The organism is Actinotignum urinale DSM 15805, assembly GCF_000420445.1.
GTDB classification, from domain to species: domain Bacteria; phylum Actinomycetota; class Actinomycetes; order Actinomycetales; family Actinomycetaceae; genus Actinotignum; species Actinotignum urinale.
In genome coordinates, this window is sequence record NZ_ATUY01000004.1 from 127,304 (window position 1) to 148,419 (window position 21,116).

The window sequence follows — 21,116 nt, forward strand, 5'->3', positions numbered from 1 at the left end:
GAATTTTTGGAGGGGAGTATTCCCACACAATATTGAGTCGTCAACACGTTGCTGATGTGAAGCATCCGGCTTAAGGCCTTTCGGGGCGGGAAAAGACCTCCGGCATATGTTGATATACCGGAAGGAAAAGTGTTGGCACTTTCCGCAATGTTGCCTATGGCATCGACTCCTGAACAAATGGTTGTTCACACCGCTGAATGGGCGCTTCTTATTGTTATCGTTTTCGGCGTTTTTGCTTTCGACCTCCTCTCGCACGTTCGTAAACCTCACGAACCGAGCATGAAAGAATCGGCAAGCTATCTTGCCCTCTACTGTTTCCTCGCCTGTGTTCTCGGAACATATTTGTGGTGGCGGCACGGTTCCACATTCGGGCTGGAATACTTCAGCGTGTGGGGCGTGGAATATTCGCTGAGCCTCGACAATATCTTCGTTTTCATTATTATTATGGGCGCTTTCGATGTTCCTAAAAAATTGCAACAGAAAGTGCTGTTCTGGGGTATTGTTATTGCGCTTGTCCTGCGTTTCGTCTTTATTTTGTTGGGGAAGGTTATTGTCTCCTCCCTGGCGTGGTCCTTCTTCATTTTCGGCGCGTTCCTTCTTGTTACCGCGTTGTCGCAGATTCGTGAAGGTTTGAGGGGCGAGGAGGACGAGGACACCAGTATTGCAGATAATTTCCTTGTGCGTATTGCTCGAAAAGTTTTCCATGTTGCCGAGGATTACCACGGCGATAAGCAGGTCGTGAAGCTTCAAGGGAAACACCACGTTACACCGCTTTTCCTCTGCATTATCGCCATCGGCGGTATTGACTTAATGTTCGCCTTGGATTCGATTCCCGCCTCATTTGGTTTTACGACGGAACCGTTCATTATTTTCGCGGCGAATGCTTTTGCTCTCATGGGCTTGCGTCAAATGTTCTTCCTTGTGGAAGGATTGCTGGAAAAACTTGTGTATCTGCATTTCGGACTCGCAGCGATTCTTGGCTTTATCGGTTTGAAGCTCATTTTCGAAGCCGCGCATCACTACGGCTACGCCGAGGGCTTCTTCAGCTTTAATTCACTCCAGTCACTGCTGGTGATTGTTGTGATTATTGTGATTACGGTGATTTCTTCCTTTATCGCTTCGCGCGTGAAATCCCGCAAAAATGCGTTGCCCGATCGAGAACAGTAATCCGTAATATTTTCCGGTGGCGTTGCGTGCTTTCCCTCCTCGTTTCACGTCGGGTTCTTAGCGCCCCACACCGGCTTTGCGCGGCTTCGCCATTGTGCACAGAAGAACGGCAAGGAACATAAGCCCATCAACGGTTGCCATGGTTGCCGAGGTTGCTAAATTGCCCATATAGGCAACGTAAAAACCCCCAAGCGCCCCCACAACCGCGAAAATAAGAGTTGAGACGACGAATGTGCGTAACGTCGTCGAAAAAAGATGAGCCGTTGTGGCGGGAATAACCATAAACGCAATAACGAGAATCGCACCCGCTGTATGGAAAGAAACAACAACCGTGAGCGAAACGAGAGCCATTAATCCCACGTCGATCAGCTGAACCGGCATACCCATTGTGCGGGCAAGAACCGGGTCAAAAGTTGTAGCGATAAGAACGTTACGCGCCCACCACATAAACAGAGCATTGAGCGCAAAAACACCGAGCAGTAACCACATCATTTGTGGCCCAAAATCAAAGCCTCCCACAATAATGCGTTCGCTTTCCAACGCCATAAGGTTAATATCACCAGTGAACACCGTGTCTTCACTAATATGCACATTTTTTAACGACGTAGACAAAAGAATCACACCGATGGAAAACAGAACGGGGAAAATCAGCCCCTGATTGGCGTCACCAGTTAACAGCCCGGTTTTACGTAGCCAATCCGACCCGAACACCACAACCAGCCCCAGCAGAGTCGCTAAAACAATCATGAGTGGCGAATGCGTTTTCCCGCTAATAATAGCCCCGATCACAATTCCGGGAAGAACGGTGTGGCTCATGGCGTCCACAATCATTGATTGGCGTCGCAACACAAGAATAGTGCCCGGAAGCGCGCACGCCAGCGCGGTGCTGACGGCAAGTAAACTCACGGCAATAATGAAATTCATGTGTTTCTCCTGTCCGGTTATGCCATGGCGCGGGTAACGTCGTACTTTTTAGGAGTACCCTCCGGTAAAAGCGGTCCAGTTATGCCGTGGCGAGTGACGTTTTAGTTTTAATATGTGTGGGGTTGTATTTTTTGCACGCCGTATGCGTGGAATGTATTTTCTGCACGCCGTATGTGCGCGGTTGCGGAAGTGTTTTTTGTGGTTCACGACGAGCACGCTTCGCGTTCCTATAGCGCGCATATGCCGTCGAAAAAAGAGAACGTTGGGGCGAAAAACACAAAGAAACGGCAACAATAACGGCGAGAACAATAACAACAACGGGACCCGTGGGAACTTTCCCAAGACATACCGCCACGTAGGAACCAAAGGCTCCACCGAAAGCACCAAAAATACCCGAGAGGGTAACCATTGAACCGAAACTTCGTGTCCATTGGCGTGCCGCCGCGGCCGGCATAATAGCGAAGGCAATCATGAGGATAAGCCCCACGCCTTTAATGCCGATGACCATCGCAACCGTTACGGCGATAAAAACAGTGGGCATTAATCGTCGAGACGAAAAACCCAGGCTTTCGGCAAGTACTGGATCGAAAATATAGACTTTGATTTCTTTCCATAATGCCAACATGATGGCTAGAGAAACCGCTCCGAAACAGAGTATCGTGAGAAGATCTTGGGTGACGAGCGTGGCAGCATTTCCGAACACGTATTTTTCAATACCTCCACGATTCGGGAGTGTTGAACGTGAAATCATGCGAAAGGCAACCATCCCTGCGCCATAAAAAAGGGAGAGGCATATCGCCATTGCGGAATCCATTCCGAGGCGTGAATGGGATTCGATCCAATTCGCTAAAAGAACACAGAGCGTGGAGATAATAACCGCGCCAATCGTTAAGACAAGGACGGAACGTCCTTCGATGCCGATAACACCGGTGGCGATAACGAAAGCTAAAGCCACGCCAAGGATTGAGCTGTGGCCAATCACGTCCCCAATCAGTGACTGTTTTTTCAGGTAGAGAAGTGAACCGAGAGCGCCCGCAAATCCGCCGATAAGAAAGGTTCCGATGAGCATTGTGCGGAAGGTGTAGTTGGTGAAGAAATCGGTGAGGGGAATAATATCGAGGGTCGCTATGGAATGTACGGTTGTGATGGACTGTACGGTTGTGATCGAACGAACGGTCATGATGGACTGAAAGGTCATAATGGAATGCATTCTTTATTCACCACCGTTCATCATTGATATGCCGTAGGCGTCGCTAATAATGTCTGGGGTAAAGGCGCTATCTATGGGGCCGTTGGAGCATATTTTTCCGTCGCTCATCACCGTCGCCCATGTGCAAAAATCTTTTACCGTTCCCAAATCGTGGTGGACAATAATAATGGTTTTACCCTGTTCGCGGAGTTTTCCGAGTACCTCGCGAATGATCTGTTCTGAGGCGACGTCCACACCCGCAAACGGCTCATCCATCAAAAAAAGATCCGGGTTTTGGGCAATAATTCGAGCAACAAAGGTGCGTTGCTTTTGCCCGCCGGATAGTTCTGAAATCTGGCGGCGAGAGAGATCGCTAATTCCAACGGTGTGAAGGGCAGCGAGTGCGTCCTTGTTATCTTGTTTATTGGGGTGTTTGAACCAGCCTCGTCGCCCATAGGTTCCCATAAGGACAACGTCGTAGACGGTTGCGGGGAAGTCCCAATCAACTTCGGCTGCCTGGGACATGTATCCGACCCGCTTGCGTAGTGTATCAAGGCTTTCGCCAAAGAACAAACTTTGGCCGCTTCTATTGGGGACAAGCCCCAGAGCGGCTTTAATAAGTGTGGATTTTCCTGCACCATTCGGGCCGACAATAGCCATGACTTCGCCAATAGGGCAACGAATACTTGCGCCTAATACGGCTACTTTATCTCGATAACTTGCGGTGAGGTTGCTTGTTGTGAGGGCGTCTTTCATGTTTTTCCTTTGTGGAGAAATGAAGTTAACTTGGTACGTCGTAGTCGGTCCCGCCACATAGGGTTGTGGCGGGACCGACCTTGTTCGTTATTAACTCTCCCTCTATAACGAACATGTGCCAGGAGACGTTTACTTGCCTAGGGCTTGGGCAATAGTTGCGCAGTTATATTCCAAAGCGCCGAGGTAGGTGTTTGTTGGCGCGGATTCGCCAAGTGAATCTGCGAAGAGTGCCTTATCGGAAACCTCGACCTGCCAGCCTTTAGCCTTCACGGCTTCCTTAAGGTGATTAATGGCTTCCGGGTTCTTCAGGTTATCTTGGAAAATGACGGGAACCTTTTTCTCCGCAATGAGTGTGGCTAGTTCGTCGAGTTCCTTAGCGGACATTTCTGATTCGGAAGAAACAAAATCTGTTGCGTGGATTTCAATATCGAAAGTTTTGCCTAAATAGTTGAAGGCATCGTGGCCGGTAATAAGAACACGCTTTTCTTTAGGAATAACGGAGAGAGCTTTTTGCGCTTTTTCTTTAGCTTCTTTGATTTTAGCGTTGTAGGCCTCAGCGTTTTTCATGTATTCTTTGGCTTTTTCTGGCTTAATTTCAGCCATTTTTTTCGCTGTCGCCGTCACGACTTTCTGCCAGTTATCGGGGGAGTTCCACACGTGAGGATCGTGGCCTTCAACTTTTCCGTCTTCTTCCCAGGGCAGAAGGTCAGCTTCCGGAATTGCCTCCGCGGCCGCAATCTGCTTCTTCCCGAGTTTTTCGAGTTGAGCCATCATGTGATGTTCCATATCATGTGATGTCCACACAACGACGTCTGCTTTATCTATTTTTTGCGTATCTTCTGTTGTCAATGGTTGAGTATGTGGATCACCTCCAGGGCCGACGAGAACTGTGACATCCGCATCGGGTGCAATGTTTTTTACGGCATCTCCTAAGTATCCGGTTGTTGCAACAACTTTGATTGCGTCTTTCTTATCTGCCGACGAAACTGTTTTATCAGTGGAACATGCGCCAAGCGCGCCGGTTGCGAACACGAGTGCGAGGAGTGATCCCGCGATCTTTTTTATGGACATACGCCATACCTTTCTATGTGAGAACCATTCACACTAAGATTGTAAACGAAGATGATAATCGTTCGCAACTAAAGGAGGGGGAAGTTCTACTAAAGAAAACCGTGGCTACCGTCTAATCCTTATAACCGTCGCGTTTGCGTAAATGCTGGGCAAGTAACGCACACACAAAAATTTGAAGCTGATGGAAAATAACGACGGGAACAGTTAACGGAGCAACAATTGAGGGCGGGAAAAGCGCCTTTGCCATAGGCAACCCAGAAGCCAAAGATTTCTTCGACCCGCACATAAGAATCGCAATTCGATCTTCCATCGAAAAACCACACCATTTTGACACCTGCCACGTCAGGCCCAGCATGAGCGCCAACATGAGACAACACAAGCCAAAGAGGGTGGCAATCGTCGCCACTGTTACACCCTTCCAGGCGCCGTCTGCCGTCGCATTTAACACCGAAGAAAAAACAATAACGATAATGGAACTGTTATCCGTGGTACGTACAACCTTTGGGTGGGCTCGGAACCAATCACCAACCCAGGGTTGTAAACATTGCCCGACGATAAACGGAACAAGAAGTTTTAACAACACAGCGGTAATACCACCGGCATGTGCACCGTCGATATTGAGGAACAACAAAACGAGAACCGGTGTAATGAAAATCCCCGCAATATTAGAAATCGTTGCAGAAGTGACAGCGGCCGCCACATTTCCGCGCCCAATACTGACCATCGCAACGGAGGACTGAATCGTGGAGGGCAGGAGCGAAAGATAGAGGAATCCGAGGGCAAATCCTGAACCTAGGAAGGTGCCCGTAAGTTTGCCTAAAGCAAAACCAATGAGCGGGAACACCACGTAGGTGAAGATAAAAACGAGACCTTGAAGGCGAACATTTTTGAGTCCAGCCAGAACATCACGAGTATGCAAACGCATACCGTAAACGAAGAAAACAAGTCCCACACCTACGTCGCCCAATACACCCAAGGCGTTGCGCACACCTAGTGGTGCATGAATAATAAGCCCCAAAATCATGGCGATAATAATCCCAACAACGAGGACGTCAGGACGCCAGATAAAACGGTGTTTTCTCAAGTGTCTCACCAACCTAACTTTACCCTTAGACATGAGATGGGTGTGAGAGAGCCTCAAAAAGGTGCGTACGTTAGGGTTTTACGGGCAATCCTCGAAGTTTTTCAGGGATGGTTACCTAAAGGTTCTACACCTGGAATTTTCTATTTTTCAATGGGAGGGTAGCGCAGGTTTTGTAGCACGCTTGTCATAACCCAACAGCGGTGTTGGATGGGGAAGGTTAGTTTTTACACACAACGCCAACAGCGGAAGAAATTTCACCAGCTTTCGAACGTATGTTCACACGTGTAAGATTGACGCGATGGAAGAAATCATTCATGTACAAGGGGCGCGCGAAAATAACCTCCAGAACATTACCCTGGATATTCCGCGCAATAAAATGGTGGTATTTACAGGGTTGTCTGGCTCAGGTAAAAGTTCTCTCGCTTTCGACACTATTTTTGCCGAAGGGCAACGCCGATACGTTGAATCCCTCAGCTCCTACGCCCGAATGTTTCTCGGCCAAATGGACAAACCCGATGTTGATCAAATCGATGGGCTTTCTCCAGCCGTTTCTATTGATCAAAAATCTACCAATCGTAACCCGCGTTCTACCGTCGGAACAGTGACGGAAGTTTACGATTACTTGCGTTTACTTTTCGCCCGCGCCGGAACCCAATACTGCCCCGAATGTGATGCCCCCATCCAAGCCCAAAGTGCCGAACAAATCGTCGACACACTTTTAACCTATCCCGAACGGACAAAGTTCATTCTTGTGGCACCCGTTGTGCGCGGGCGCAAAGGCGAATATCAGGATGTTTTTGAGGAACTCCTTGCGGATGGATATGCGCGCGTGCGCGTCGATAGCGAGGAGTTGCGTCTCGACGATGGTATCCCTAAACTCGATAAAAAGCTCCGCCACGATATTGATGTTATTGTGGATCGCCTTGTTATTCGCGAAGGCGCTCGTTCTCGCATTACGGATTCAGTGGAGCAGGCGCTCACACTCTCGCACGGCATTCTCGTTGCAGAATTTCCGGGCGCGGGGGAGGGTGAGGAAAGTTCGCGGCGTTTTTCGGAAAAACGTTCCTGCCCGAATGGTCACCAACTTGCTTTGGAAGAAATCGAACCGCGCACCTTCTCCTTCAACGCACCCTATGGTGCCTGCCCAGATTGTGACGGCCTAGGCGCAAAACTCCAGGTTGCCGAAGATCTTGTTATCCCCAACACCGATAAAACACTGCGCGACGGCGCCATCGCCGCGTGGTCCGCACACCAAGATTTCTTCACCCGCCAAATGGAATCCCTTGGTGAAGAACTCGGTTTCGATGTGGATACGCCCTGGAAAGATCTGCCGAAGAAAGCGAAAAAAGCCCTTTTGGACGGCTCAAATTACGAGGTGAAGGTCAAGTATCGCAACCGTTGGGGGCGTGAGCGAATCTACGCAACAGGTTTCGAGGGCGTGCGCGCCTACGTCAAACGAAAGTACGACGAAACAGAATCAGATTGGTCCAGAAGTCGTTGGGAAGCCTATATGCGTGAAGTTCCGTGCGAAACCTGCCGGGGAGCACGCTTGAAACCCGAAGTGTTGGCTGTGCGCATTGGGGAACTTAATATTTTCGAACTGTGCTCGCTACCCATTGATGAAGCAAAAGATTTCCTTGATTCGGTGCGTTTAAATGAACGCCAGGCCGCAATTGCTGCCCAAATTTTGCGTGAACTTCAAATTCGCATGAGTTTCCTTGTGGATGTGGGCTTGTCCTATCTGACACTCGCTCGCGGTGCCTCAACGCTTTCCGGTGGAGAAGCTCAACGAATCCGCCTAGCCACCCAAATCGGTTCCGGCCTTGTAGGAGTTTTATATGTTCTCGACGAACCCTCCATCGGCCTGCACCAACGCGATAATGAAAAACTCATCGCGACCCTTGTCAAGTTACGCGACCTAGGGAACACGCTTATCGTCGTAGAACATGATGAAGATACGATACGTACCGCAGATTATGTTGTCGATATTGGGCCGGGGGCAGGCGAATTTGGTGGACATGTTGTCTACACAGGTGCCGTGGAGGGATTAATTGACTGCGAAGAATCAATAACCGGGCAATATTTAGCGGGTAAACGGCATATACCCGTTCCTCAAGAAAGGCGTAAAGTCAACAAAAAACGGCAACTTACGGTGAAGGGCGCGCAGGAAAACAACCTCAAAAATATTACGGTGAATTTCCCTCTGTCCGTTTTCACCGCGGTTACCGGGGTCTCTGGTTCGGGGAAATCAACGCTCGTAAACCAGATTTTGTATCAGGCGCTCGCCAATAAACTCAATAGGGCACATACGGTTCCTGGGCGTCATAAGGATGTTACAGGCACTGAGGAGCTCGATAAAGTCGTGCATGTGGATCAATCACCCATTGGGCGAACCCCACGATCCAACCCCGCAACCTATACGGGTGTGTGGGATAAAATCCGCAATCTTTTTGCAGACACCCAGGAAGCAAAAGTGCGCGGATATAAGGCCGGGCGATTCAGTTTTAACGTTAAAGGCGGGCGATGCGAAGCCTGCAAAGGCGATGGAACAATCAAAATTGAAATGAACTTCCTGCCCGATGTCTATGTTCCCTGCGAAGTGTGCCACGGAAGTCGCTACAATCGTGAAACTCTTGAGGTGAAATACAAGGGAAAAAATGTTTCCGAAGTTCTTAATATGACGATTCATGAAGCGGCTGAATTCTTTGATCCTATCGCGTCCATTACGCGGCATTTGACAACCTTGGAGCGGGTGGGCCTCGGCTATATTCGCCTCGGGCAGTCCGCTACAACGTTATCCGGCGGGGAAGCCCAACGTGTCAAACTTGCTTCAGAGCTACACCGCCGATCCAACGGGCGGACGGTCTATATTTTGGACGAACCCACAACAGGCCTGCATTTTGAAGATATTAGGAAACTTCTCCTCGTGTTGGAGGGGTTGGTGGATAAGGGAAACACCGTCATTGTGATTGAGCACAACCTGGACGTTATTAAATCAGCCGATTGGGTGATCGATATGGGGCCTGAAGGTGGGCACGGAGGTGGAACCGTTGTTGCGCAAGGTTCCCCGGAGGACGTTGCGCGAGCTGAAGAATCCTACACCGGGCAGTTCCTCAAACCCCTTTTGACGCGAGGGTAAGGAATTCGTATGAGTCACTCACCCGTTGCGTACGCTACCACTCACAGGCACGACGCTCACAAAGAAAATGTCGAGTGCAAACGGGTGTAACGTCGCAAATTATCAAACGCATCCACAATAGACGCAACACAACACGAACACATATTAACTACCCGTTAGGAAAGGAGAAACGTGGCAGATCCACAAAGCTACCGCCCACCCACATCCTCCATTCCGCGCGACCCTGGCGTGTATCGTTTTATTGACGACGAAGGGCGCGTACTTTACGTCGGAAAAGCAAAAAACCTTCGCAACCGGTTACAGAACTATTTCCAACCTCCGGAGAACCTCATTCCGCGCATCCGCAAAATGGTTTTTACCGCGACCCGCGTCGTGTGGGTTGTTGTGGGAAGCGAAGTTGAGGCACTCACTCTCGAATATTCCTGGATTAAGGAATTCGAGCCGCCCTTCAACGTCATGTTTCGTAAGGACGATAAATCCTATCCGTATCTTGCCGTGTCCATGGGGGAGGAATTTCCCCGCGCCTATATCACGCGAGAAAAACACAAAAAGGGAACCCTCTATTTCGGTCCCTACACAAAAGTGTGGGCTTTACGCAAAACCTTGGACACCATGTTACGTATCTTTACTATGCGTTCTTGTAAAGATGCCGATTTTAAACGCGGGCAACGCACCGGAAAACCATGTTTCAATACACATATCGGGTTGTGTAACGGTTCGTGTGCAGGGATGGTGAGCGCTGAGGAAAACCGAGAGGTTGCCAAACAATTCGTGCGTTTCCTGGATTCCGACGGTAGCGAATACATTAATGAACGCACCCTCGACATGAAAAAAGCAAGCGCAGAACTCGATTTTGAACAGGCCGCAAAAATACGTAACGAAATCGAGGCGCTGAAAACGGTTCGCGAGCGCAACGTCGTCGTTTTTGACAGTAATCTTAATGCGGATATTATCGGGCTTGAAGCGGACGAAATTGATGCGAGTGTCCAGATTTTTTATGTACGTGGCGGGCGTATTCGTGGCCAAATTGGATGGGTAGAAGAAACCGAGGGGACGACGAATGCCGATGTCTTGAACGCGGTTATTCTTCAAACCTACGGCGATGTTTCCTACGACGATTATCGCGGGGTAGGTACGGTATCTAAGCCGCTCACTCATGAGGGGCGAAGCATTGACGACCGCTCCCACACCCCGGTTGGCGCGATTCCGAGCGAGATTTGGGTGCCTGAGCTTCCAACCGACCGCAAGAATCTTGAGGAATGGTTGCGCGAACGCAGGGGAGGGCCGGTTCATTTCAAGCAACCACAGCGCGGAGCTAAGGCTCAGCTCGCTGATACCGTCCACGTCAACGCGAAGCAGGCTTTTGACCGCAATAAACTTGCCCGCGCCACGGATATTACGGTTCGTAGTCAGGCGCTTGAAGAGCTTCGCATCGGTTTGGATTTGGATCGGGCGCCCCTTCGCATCGAGGGTTACGATATTTCCCACACTCAGGGTCAGCAACAGGTCGGCTCGATGGTTGTTTTCGAGGATGGTTTGAAGAAAACCGCGGATTATCGCCATTTTATTGTGCGTGGCCCCGATGGTCAGGGTGTTCCTGATGATACCGCAGCTATGTCTGAGGTGTTACGACGACGGTTGTTGCGTCTTGAGTCCTCACGTTTTGCCGATGATGCGGGAGGGGAAGAGGATTCCGTGCAGCACACCCGCCGTTTCGCTAATAATGCGGGAGCAGCAGAAGATTCCGGGCAACATACTCGCCGTTTCGCTGATGATACGGGTAGGGAAGAAGATCGTGTTTTATCTGGCGGGGAGGAGTCGGGTGAATTGTCCGTTGCCGAAGCGGAGTTGAAGAAACCTCGCCGTTTCGCCTATCGTCCTGATGTTCTTGTGGTCGATGGCGGACTACCTCAGGTCAATGCCGCCCAACGTGTTGTGGACGAACTTGGTGCAGATGTGCGAGTTATTGGGTTGGCAAAACGACTGGAGGAAGTATGGCTTCCAGGAGAATGCTTCCCGGTGATTTTTCCGCGAACTTCGCCGGCTTTGCGGCTCCTCCAACAGCTACGCGATGAATCACACCGTTTCGCCATTACTTTCCATCGCAAAAAACGCGGGGAAAAGATGACACGTTCCCTGCTTGACACAATTCCGGGGCTCGGACCGGCGAAACAAAAAGCATTACTGAAAGCCTTGGGATCAGTGAAGCGTATTCGCGAGGCCAGTGTGGAGGATTTGCAGAAGGTAGCGGGGATTGGCCCGGTATTGGCTCAAACAATCCATCAACATTTGTCCGATTCTGCTAATTAGCCAGGAACTTCATAGCTTGAGGGCTATCCTCGCCTATACAGAGTTATTGGCTGGAAGTGAAGCAACAGTGATGTGCTTAAACGATTATGGCATGATAGAGATATGAGCCACAATGCAGATATAAATGACACCTCACGTATTCCGAAAATTGTGCCACAAGCCGATGTGGAGGCGGAACTTCCTGCCCCGCATGTGCCCGAGATTATTATTGTGACGGGAATGTCCGGTGCAGGGCGTTCGCGCGCGGCGGCAACCTTGGAAGATCTTGGTTGGTATGTTGTTGATAATTTGCCACCACGTTTGCTCAAAGCCATGTCGGGTTTGATTAGCGCCGATGGTGGGGTAACGAAACTTTGCGCAGTTGTTGATGTGCGAAGTCGTGAATTTTTTGCAGAACTTGTGGACGTACTCGGGGATTTGCGTGTAGGTGGCATTGCCTATCGGCTGTTTTTCATGGATGCGAGCGATCAAGTTCTTGTTCAACGCTATGAATCCGTGCGTCGCCCACATCCCCTCCAGGGGCACGGACGTTTACTCGACGGAATTTTGAAGGAACGCAAAGTCCTTGCGGAACTGAAAAAACGTGCGGATTCCATTATTGATACCTCAACCCTATCTGTTCACGATTTGGCTCGGAAACTTCGCAAACTTGTAGGCCAAGGCGTTGATGAATCACCAACGCAAATCACCGTCATGAGTTTCGGGTTTAAATACGGGCTGCCTCTCGATGCAGATAATGTTGCGGATGTGCGGTTCCTACCTAACCCGTATTGGGTTTCGGAATTGCGCCATTTAACGGGGCACGACGAACCTGTAGCTAACTTCGTGTTGGAGCAAGACGGCGCTGCGTGGTTTGTTGAAAAATATAGTGAATTAATTGAGGGTATCCTTGATGGGTATGCTCGCGAACTCAAGCCTTTTACTACAATCGCGATTGGATGTACGGGCGGAAAGCATCGCAGTGTTGCGATAGCTGAAGCTATTTCAAAGATTCTTCGTAATAACGGGCGGGCAGTTCGCACAATTCACCGCGATTTAGGGAGAGAGTAATGTCCGGGCGTGGAAGCAGAGGACCGAAAGTTGTGGCTTTTGGGGGAGGGCACGGTTTGGCAGCCACCCTTTCCGCATTACGGCTTATTACCCAAAACGTGACAGCTGTTGTCACGGTTGCGGACGACGGCGGATCTTCCGGGCGTTTGCGTGATGAATTTTCCGTCATCCCTCCTGGGGATTTACGTATGGCATTATCCGCTCTGTGCGACGACGGAGAATGGGGTCAAACCTGGCGCGATATTCTTCAGTACCGTTTTTCCTCTAATGGCCCATTAAACGGGCATGCGTTGGGGAATCTCCTTATAGTCTCCATGTGGGAACAAATGAAGAACACGGTGGAGGGTTTGCAGTGGGTTGGTGATCTCTTACAGATTAAAGGGCGCGTGTTGCCCATGTCCCCAATTCCCTTGGATATTGAAGCAGAAGTGAATGTTTCCGGCGTTACAGAAATTTTCCGTGGGCAGGTTGCGGTTGCAACGGCTCCAGGGCGAGTGCAAAGGGTGAGCCTTATTCCTGAAAATCCTCCGGCTCAACCTGAGGCACTTACAGCGATACGGGAGGCAAATTCCCTCGTTTTCGGCCCGGGTTCCTGGTACACCTCCATTATTCCCCACCTTATGGTTCCCGATATTCACGACGCACTCGTCGCCTCTCAAGCCCGAAAAATCTTATCCCTTAATTTGCGCAACGATCACGAAACTCGGGGAATGAATGCGGCAGATCACATTCGCAGTTTTGCAAGGCATGCCCCCGATGTACGCCTCGATGTTGTTCTAGCGGATCCGAGAAGCGTGGACGATATTGCGCAGGTAAGTGAGGAAGCGGCTAAAGTTGGAGCAACATTATTATTGCGCCAGGTGAGGTCGAGCGAACGTAAGGATGTCCATGACGCCTTGCGTTTGGCTGCCGCTTATCGCGATTGCATGGAGGGCATTTTTGGGGATGCATAATCGGAAAGATATGTTATGACGCTATTGCACACGAGTGTTGTGAAGGAACTTCTGAGCATAAAACCGGCACATCAAAATGAAGCCCTGGCAGAATTAATGACAATTTTTCGGTGTGGGGGAAAAATTGTTGAAAAGGATGGGGTATATAGTTTAGAAGCCTTTTTTACGAGTGAGAAAATTGCCGGAAGAGTTGCGCATCTTCTTCACGCACTTTTTCAAGTCCCCTCCACTATTACCTCGGCTCAGCGTTCCGGTCAGCGTCCCCGCGCTAAATTAGTGTGCACGGAAGATGTTGCAAAAATTGGGCTAAAACTCGGTTTATATAATATTCACGCCAATCCTGTGCGAGGACTTCCAGCAACACTTGTTGGCGCCAATAAATCTCATGTCGGCCCCGCCTGGAGGGGTGCTTTCCTTTCCGCCGGAAAACTTCACGATCCCTTACGTAATTGCACAATAGATATTCTATGTCCGACGATGGAGGCCGCTTACGGTTTGGGAGGGCTAGCTCGTCGTGTCGACATTCCATATCGTGTCCGGGAGGCGCGTGGCGTTTATCGTGTTGAGGTTCGTGAACCTATCCCGGTTGCCGATATTTTACGACGAATGGGTGCTACAGCGAGCGCGAGTCAGTGGGAGCAGGCCTGCAAAGACCGTACCATCGAGGTTCCGGTTCATCGTCTAGAGAATTTTGATGATGCAAATTTGCGACGCAGTGCCACCGCGGCGAAAATTGCCACAATACGTGTGCGTCGTGCTTTTGAAATCCTTGGTAACGATATTCCGCAAAATTTGAAAGAAGCGGGTCAAGCACGAATTTGTCACCCTGAAGATTCTTTGAGTGTTTTGGGAACCTATCTTCATCCGCAGGCATCGAAAGATGCTGTTGCCGGGCGTTTGCGTAGATTAACGTCGATGGCGGATAAGGTTGCTGAGGATCGCGGTATTCCTACCACGCTTGATGCCGTGAAAGAAGCCCAGCAAAATTAATATTCTATGGCGGTGGCGTGCGCTACATGCGTGAATTTTTACGAACATGTTGAGCAATGTCACCTAATTTACGCAATGCACGTAATTATCACTTTTTGAGACCGGGATAATTGAATTTACTAAGCGAATAATGCTAGAATGTTGTATGGGTTTTTCTTCTTAAATTTGGCGAGATTTCGCGGTTTTATGTGCTAAATATCGCATGTTTTTTCTCCAGAAATGCGTGAATAGGGCAGTTCACCAGGTAAAATAGAAAGTGGTTTCGGGAGGCTTTCCCGAACAACATCCGAATAGTCGGAATCTACTAGAAACGCGCATAGCGCGTGAGGAGGAAAAATAGTGACAGCTAAAGTTGCTATCAACGGTTTCGGTCGCATTGGCCGTGATTTTGTACGTGCAGCCCTTTCACAGGGCGCCAAGTTCGAAATCGTCGCAATTAATGACCTCACAGATGTTAAGACCTTAGCCCATCTTTTGAAGTATGACACCGTGGGCGGTCGTCTTTCTGTTCCCGTCGAAGCTGGCGACAATGCCATCTTTATCGATGGTAAGGAAGTCAAGGTCTTCGCTGAAAAGGATCCCTCAAATCTTCCCTGGGGTGAACTCGGTGTAGACATCGTCGCAGAATGCACCGGTCGTTTCCGTACCGGCGAAACTGCATCCGCCCACATCAAGGCTGGTGCTAAGAAGGTCCTCATTTCCGCTCCTGCTAAGGGCGAAGATGCAACCTTCGTCGTTGGTGTTAACTCCAACGATTACGATCCTGAAAAGCATAACGTTATCTCTAACGCATCCTGCACCACTAACTGCTTGGCTCCCGTTGCCAAGGTTCTCGCTGAAAAGTTCGGTATCGTTAAGGGCTTGATGACAACAATCCATGCCTACACCGCCGATCAGAACATCCAGGATGCTCCGCACAAAGATCTTCGCCGTGCACGCGCCGCCGCACAGAACATGGTTCCCACCTCTACAGGTGCTGCTAAGGCAGTTGCTCTTGTTCTTCCTGAACTCAAGGGCAAGGTTGATGGTTACGCCGTTCGCGTCCCAACCATCACCGGTTCTTTGACAGACCTCACCTTCGTTCCGGAAAAGACAGACGTCACCGTTGAAGAAATCAACGTCGCAATGAAGGAAGCTGCTGAAGGCGAACTCAAGGGCACCCTTGCTTACACTGAAGAACCCATCGTTTCTTCCGATATTATCAACGATCCTCACCAGTCCATCTTCGATGCAGGCCTCACAAAGGTTATCGATGGTGTCGTCAAGGTTGGTTCCTGGTACGACAACGAATTTGGTTACGCTTCCTCCCTCGTGAAGCTCGCCAACATCGTTGCTTCTAAGCTCTAAATCATATTGATATGATGTGAAGTGCCCGTGCGCGCGTATGCGCGCACGGGCACTCTCATTGAAAGGAAATATACACATGAGGACAATCGAATCACTCGGCGATCTCGCCGGTAAGAAGGTTTTTGTTCGTTCAGATTTCAATGTTCCCCTGGATGAAGAACGCAACATCACCGACGATGGCCGTATTCGCGCAGCTTTGCCCACGATTACACGCCTTCTTAATGCGGGTGCAAAAGTTATTGTTACCGCACATCTTGGACGCCCCAAGGGCGAACCCAACCCCAAGTTCACGCTCGCACCCGTCGCAAAGCGTCTCGGTGAGCTTCTTGGACGTGAGGTTCCTTTGGCTAAAGACACCATTGGCGAAGATGCCAAGGCAAAAATTGCTGAACTGAAGGACGGAGATATCGTTCTCCTTGAAAACGTTCGTTACGATAAGCGTGAATCTTCTAAGGTCGATGCAGAACGTGAAGAACTCGCCAAAGAATACGCAGCCCTTGCAGACGTTTTCGTTTCCGATGGCTTCGGTGTTGTCCACCGTAAGCAAGCCTCCGTTTACGATATTGCAAAGCTCCTTCCTTCAGCAGCAGGCGAACTTGTTGCTAAGGAAATCGCAGCGCTGACAAAAGCCACAGCCAACCCGGAACGCCCCTACACCGTTATTCTCGGTGGTTCCAAGGTTTCCGACAAGCTCGGTGTTATCGAAAACCTCCTCGATAAGGCAGATACTCTCCTTATCGGTGGCGGTATGGCATACACCTTCCTTCGTGCTAAGGGCTTTGAAATCGGCGAATCAATCGTTGAAGAAGATCAAATTCACGTTGCACGTGGCTACATCGAAAAAGCCACAGCAAAGGGCGTTGAACTCCTTCTTCCTGTAGACACCGTTGTTGCTGAAAAGTTCGATAAGGATTCTCCGTCCTCCGTCGTCGCATCCAACGATATTCCCGCAAACGAAATGGGTATGGATATCGGCCCACAGACGGCTGATCTTTTCGCCGAAAAGATTGAAGAATCTAAGACGATTGTCTGGAATGGCCCTGTTGGCGTTTTCGAATTCCCACAGTTCGCTGAAGGAACAAAGGCTATTGCTCAGGCAATGCAGGATGCTGAAGGCTTCACCGTTATCGGTGGTGGCGATTCCGCAGCCGCTGTTCGCACCCTTGGTTTCGACGAATCCAAGTTCAACCACATTTCCACCGGCGGTGGCGCTTCCCTCGAATTCCTCGAAGGAAAGAAGCTCCCAGGTATTGCAGTTCTGGAGGACTAATGGCACGCACACCAATTATGGCGGGCAACTGGAAGATGAATATCAATCATCTTGAAGCTACCCACCTTGTTCAAAAGCTTGTATGGACACTTGACGACGCTGGTTTCAACTACACCGATGCCGAAGCTGTTGTCCTTGCTCCATTCACCGATTTGCGTCCCATCCAGAGCTTGTGCGAATCAGAAGGATTCCGCATTTCCTTCGGCGCACAAGATGTTTCCGTTCACGACGAAGGCGCATACACGGGTGAAATCTCCACCTCGATGCTCTCCAAGCTGGACTGCACATATATCGTCGTCGGACATTCCGAACGTCGCGAATACCATGGTGAAACCAACGAACTCATCGGAGCGAAAGCAAAGAAAGTTCTCGATGCAGGCATGATTCCGATCGTGTGCTGTGGTGAAGCACTGGATATCCGCAAGGAAGGCAAGCAGGTCGAATACGTTGTCGGGCAGATTGACGCCATGTTCAACGGTTTCACCGCGGAAGAAGTAGCCAAGCTCGTTATCGCCTACGAACCCATCTGGGCTATCGGAACAGGCGAAGTGGCAACACCGGCTGACGCACAGGAAGTGTGTGGCGCAATCCGCGCACGTATTGCTGAAACCTTCGGTGCTAACACAGCGGAGAAGGTTCGCATCCAATACGGCGGATCCGTGAAATCCAGCAACGTGAAAGACATTATGGCTCAGCCTGATGTTGATGGTGCGCTTGTTGGTGGCGCAAGCCTGAAGGCTGAAGAATTCGCAAAGATTGTGATGTTCAACAGCTAAATTCTTCATGATGTGATCGTGAACGGTTCCCCTCAGCTGTTATCGTTCACCATGCAACGTAGAAACATAGATGGTGGGTTTATACTCTTCACAGAATATAAACCCACCATCTATGTAGTTCATCATAGTATTCTAGACCCACGTGGCGTGAAATTCAGATATAATTATCGGGTTGTATTAGGTATGCATACCAATCAAAGGACGTAAACGTGACAACTTTGCTCTACATCTGCGAAGGGCTTCTGCTTATTACAAGTATTATCCTTACCCTCTTCATTCTTCTTCACAAGGGTAAAGGAGGCGGAATTTCCGATATGTTCGGCGGAGGAATTTCTACTTCTATGCGTTCTTCAGGCGTTGCAGAACGAAACCTTAACCGCATCACGATTGCGGTTGCCATTATTTGGCTTATTTCCGTCATTTTCATCGGCCTTATCGTTAAATATTCTTAAAGTTAAAAGCTACTAAGCGCTTTCATACTTATTCCTTTTTACATATAAGTGTGTGGTGGTTTCCCTGGGGAGGGAAACCACCACACACTTATATCGGCTGTTTTTAGTTCTGGAATGCAGGATAATCCAGGAGCTCAAGCCCTTTAGTAAGGACCTGCTCATAGGCATAATCCGGGGTCAAATCCCTCAGATCTTCGATGAGCATATCCGCCAGATCGCGTCGGTTTAAAGCAACCATCTGATCTTTACGCCCGGGACGAATCATGGTGGCGAAATCTGTTCCAGGGCTACGTTCAAGCCCTAATGTCTCACCCTTATCCGTCTCGAAATAGACAGAATTAATAACGCTACCTTCGCCCTTAATAATTTCTACGGGAATATCAAGCAAAAGCCGTAGCCAGGCCGCCAAAAGGTACACAGAACCACTAAAATCTGTTCCGTTAACACGCGCAGATACGAGTTTAATGCCGGGGAATTCGTCGAGCATAGAAGCCAAATAGTTACGCCACAGCGAACATCCAGCCCACGATAAATCAGTATCTCCGGGAGTGTAGGAATGCCGCAATTTCGCTAAACTGCGGACCGGCTCATGGCTGGTACGTGCCGTCGTAATACGACGTTGAGCAATACTTCCCGCATCTGTTGCAGCACAGTTTTCTGGAATCTCTTGAATCCACCACGTCACAACCGGCGTGTCCGGCAAGAGCAGAGGCATCACCAATGTTTTCACATTATCTGCAGAACGCCCATTGGCGCGAAGAATAATGACTTCAGAGGCCCCAGATTCCGTTCCTGTACGGATCTCTGCATCGAGAGAATCTTTTTCTGATTCACCCGGAAGAACAACGATAATGCGCGACGGGTGGGCACGGCTAGCGCCACCTGCGGCCTGAAGGGCATCACGCACCCCGCCTTCCGTTTTCGCCATAATAATGAGGGTGAGCACGCGCCCAAGAGCACCCGTGCCTTCTGTTTCACGTTGCGTTTCCAACCTCATCCCCACATCGGCCGAGGTTGTGTTATTCATGTGACTAATCATGAGTTGCCTTTCCTATCCGATGTTACGGGCGACGCCATGCGTGGCCGTGCTGAGCAAGCATATCATCTGCGCCCTTCGGCCCCCATGTGCCAGGTTCGTAAGTTTCCAAAGTTTCTGGGCTTGAATCCCAATAGTTTTCAACCTCGTCGATAATACGCCACGATTCCTCAAGTTCCGTACTTTGCGGGAAGAGGGGAGGCTCACCGAGAAGGACATCCAAAATAAGACGTTCGTAGGCTTCCGGCGTGTAATCCGTAAACGCATGTCCGTAAGCGAAATCCATGGTTACGTCACGCAAACGCATTTCTGATCCCGGAACCTTCGAACCAAACTTAAAGGTAATGCCTTCATTCGGTTGAACACGAATAACCAGGGTGTTTTGCCCTAAATCGGCCGCATCTTCAAAGGGAAGGAATGGTGGCTTCTTAAACGCGATGGCGATTTCGGAAACGCGCCGCCCAAGCCTTTTACCTGCACGCAAATAGAAAGGAACACCAGACCAGCGGCGTGTGTTAATCGTCAACGCAATCGCCCCGTAAGTATCCGTAATGGAATCCTGGGGGATACCATCTTCATCCTTATAGCCCTTCACGTACTGTCCGCCCTGGCAGCCAGCAGAATAATGGGCGCGAACGCTTGCCTTCTCCACAGGACCATAAAGATGGGTTGCACGCAAAACCTTTTCCTTTTCCGCACGAAGTTCGTCGGCAGTAAAAGAAATAGGTTCTTCCATGGCTGTGAGAGCCAAAAGCTGAAGCAAGTGGTTTTGAATAACATCGCGGGTTGCACCAATACCGTCGTAATATCCGGCACGCGAACCGATACCGATGTCCTCAGCCATGGTGATTTGGACGTGATCAATATGGCTGGAATTCCATAGTGGCTCATAAAATTCGTTAGCAAAACGAAGAGCCATAATGTTTTGAACGGTTTCCTTACCGAGATAGTGGTCGATACGGAAGATTGAATGTTCAGGGAAAACGCCGGTGAGGTAACCGTCGAGCTCCTTGGCGCTTTCGAGATTATGACCGAAAGGCTTTTCAATAACGACGCGACGCCAATTATTTCCGTTGGTTTTATTGAGTCCGGCAATTCCAAGCCCGCGTGTCACGACGGGGAAGAGCCCGGGTGGAATAGACAGGTAGAAAGCGAAATTCCCGCCCGTTCCGCGCGTTTCATCGAGTTCCTTGAGTGCGTCTGAAATATCCGTGTAGAGCTGATCGCTATCATAAGCGCCCACAACGAGATGTAAACCGGATAAGAGCTGGTTCAATGTTGTGGGATTCACCGGGGTTTGCGCACCTTTTGAGATGGATTCGGTGAAGAGTTGTTCCACATCGATGTGACGACGCGCGATACCGACGATAGAGAACGACGGGGGGAGAAGTCCTCGATTTGCAAGATCGTAGAGTGCCGGCAAAATTTTTCTTTTCGCTAGATCTCCGGTTATTCCGAAAAGCACGATACCGCACGGTCCAGCAATGCGGTGGAGGCGCCTATCCGGTAACGCACGGAGGGGATTTTTTTCCATCATGCTACCTTCGCAATCTGCCACAGGGGCGAGGTTGTTGTGAAAACAGGTGTAAACCTTGAACGATT

General features: G+C 49.8%; 17 protein-coding genes. 10 read left to right on the plus strand and 7 right to left on the minus strand.

The window, feature by feature from the left end:
- The first annotated feature begins 132 nt into the window (after positions 1-132).
- Complete coding sequence (locus G445_RS0104440) at positions 133-1,167, plus strand: TerC/Alx family metal homeostasis membrane protein (RefSeq protein WP_306718304.1); 1,035 nt, start codon at positions 133-135, stop codon at positions 1,165-1,167.
- A 57-nt stretch (positions 1,168-1,224) separates the two neighbouring features.
- On the opposite strand, the gene G445_RS09700 is transcribed toward G445_RS0104440, so the two are convergent.
- From G445_RS09700 to G445_RS0104465, 5 genes are all read right to left on the minus strand, one after another.
- On the minus strand, positions 1,225-2,091 hold the full coding sequence (locus tag G445_RS09700) for a metal ABC transporter permease (RefSeq protein ID WP_022866350.1): 867 nt from the start codon (positions 2,089-2,091) through the stop codon (positions 1,225-1,227).
- A 79-nt stretch (positions 2,092-2,170) separates the two neighbouring features.
- The gene (locus tag G445_RS09705; RefSeq protein WP_084676482.1) at positions 2,171-3,271 is read right to left on the minus strand and encodes a metal ABC transporter permease; all 1,101 of its coding nucleotides are present in this window, start codon (positions 3,269-3,271) and stop codon (positions 2,171-2,173) included.
- 33 nt (positions 3,272-3,304) lie between these two features.
- The gene (locus G445_RS0104455) at positions 3,305-4,036 is read right to left on the minus strand and encodes a metal ABC transporter ATP-binding protein (protein WP_022866352.1); all 732 of its coding nucleotides are present in this window, start codon (positions 4,034-4,036) and stop codon (positions 3,305-3,307) included.
- A 129-nt stretch (positions 4,037-4,165) separates the two neighbouring features.
- Entirely contained in the window at positions 4,166-5,107 is a 942-nt protein-coding gene (locus G445_RS0104460) for a metal ABC transporter substrate-binding protein (protein ID WP_022866353.1), read from the minus strand.
- 112 nt (positions 5,108-5,219) lie between these two features.
- Entirely contained in the window at positions 5,220-6,191 is a 972-nt protein-coding gene (locus G445_RS0104465; protein WP_022866354.1) for a bile acid:sodium symporter family protein, read from the minus strand.
- A gap of 298 nt (positions 6,192-6,489) precedes the next feature.
- Between G445_RS0104465 and uvrA the strand changes: the two genes are divergently transcribed.
- From uvrA to secG, 9 genes are all read left to right on the plus strand, one after another.
- Positions 6,490-9,330: an excinuclease ABC subunit UvrA gene (gene uvrA / locus G445_RS0104475; RefSeq protein WP_022866356.1), complete on the plus strand. Its 2,841-nt coding sequence runs from the start codon at positions 6,490-6,492 to the stop codon at positions 9,328-9,330.
- A 171-nt stretch (positions 9,331-9,501) separates the two neighbouring features.
- Entirely contained in the window at positions 9,502-11,640 is a 2,139-nt protein-coding gene (gene uvrC / locus G445_RS0104480) for an excinuclease ABC subunit UvrC (protein ID WP_022866357.1), read from the plus strand.
- Positions 11,641-11,742: 102 nt separating this feature from the next.
- Complete coding sequence (gene rapZ, locus G445_RS0104485; RefSeq protein ID WP_022866358.1) at positions 11,743-12,690, plus strand: RNase adapter RapZ; 948 nt, start codon at positions 11,743-11,745, stop codon at positions 12,688-12,690.
- Positions 12,690-13,643 (plus strand): gluconeogenesis factor YvcK family protein, encoded by a 954-nt coding sequence (locus G445_RS0104490; protein ID WP_022866359.1) that lies wholly within the window; start codon positions 12,690-12,692, stop codon positions 13,641-13,643. The genes rapZ and G445_RS0104490 overlap by 1 nt, the downstream gene beginning before the upstream one ends.
- 15 nt (positions 13,644-13,658) lie before the next feature.
- Positions 13,659-14,633: a DNA-binding protein WhiA gene (gene whiA, locus G445_RS0104495; protein WP_022866360.1), complete on the plus strand. Its 975-nt coding sequence runs from the start codon at positions 13,659-13,661 to the stop codon at positions 14,631-14,633.
- A 339-nt stretch (positions 14,634-14,972) separates the two neighbouring features.
- Entirely contained in the window at positions 14,973-15,980 is a 1,008-nt protein-coding gene (gene gap / locus G445_RS0104500; protein WP_022866361.1) for a type I glyceraldehyde-3-phosphate dehydrogenase, read from the plus strand.
- Between the two features lie 76 nt (positions 15,981-16,056).
- The gene (locus G445_RS0104505; RefSeq protein WP_022866362.1) at positions 16,057-17,250 is read left to right on the plus strand and encodes a phosphoglycerate kinase; all 1,194 of its coding nucleotides are present in this window, start codon (positions 16,057-16,059) and stop codon (positions 17,248-17,250) included.
- Positions 17,250-18,026: a triose-phosphate isomerase gene (gene tpiA / locus G445_RS0104510; RefSeq protein WP_022866363.1), complete on the plus strand. Its 777-nt coding sequence runs from the start codon at positions 17,250-17,252 to the stop codon at positions 18,024-18,026. Before G445_RS0104505 ends, tpiA begins: the two co-directional genes overlap by 1 nt.
- Positions 18,027-18,235: 209 nt before the next feature.
- Positions 18,236-18,478, plus strand: a complete 243-nt coding sequence (secG, locus tag G445_RS0104515; RefSeq protein WP_022866364.1) for a preprotein translocase subunit SecG — start codon at positions 18,236-18,238, stop codon at positions 18,476-18,478.
- A 103-nt stretch (positions 18,479-18,581) separates the two neighbouring features.
- Here the strand turns inward: secG and G445_RS0104520 are convergent, their stop codons facing one another.
- Both G445_RS0104520 and zwf read right to left on the minus strand, forming a co-directional pair.
- Positions 18,582-19,505, minus strand: a complete 924-nt coding sequence (locus G445_RS0104520; protein ID WP_245855202.1) for a glucose-6-phosphate dehydrogenase assembly protein OpcA — start codon at positions 19,503-19,505, stop codon at positions 18,582-18,584.
- Between the two features lie 34 nt (positions 19,506-19,539).
- On the minus strand, positions 19,540-21,048 hold the full coding sequence (gene zwf, locus G445_RS0104525) for a glucose-6-phosphate dehydrogenase (RefSeq protein WP_022866366.1): 1,509 nt from the start codon (positions 21,046-21,048) through the stop codon (positions 19,540-19,542).
- Positions 21,049-21,116 lie beyond the last annotated feature (68 nt).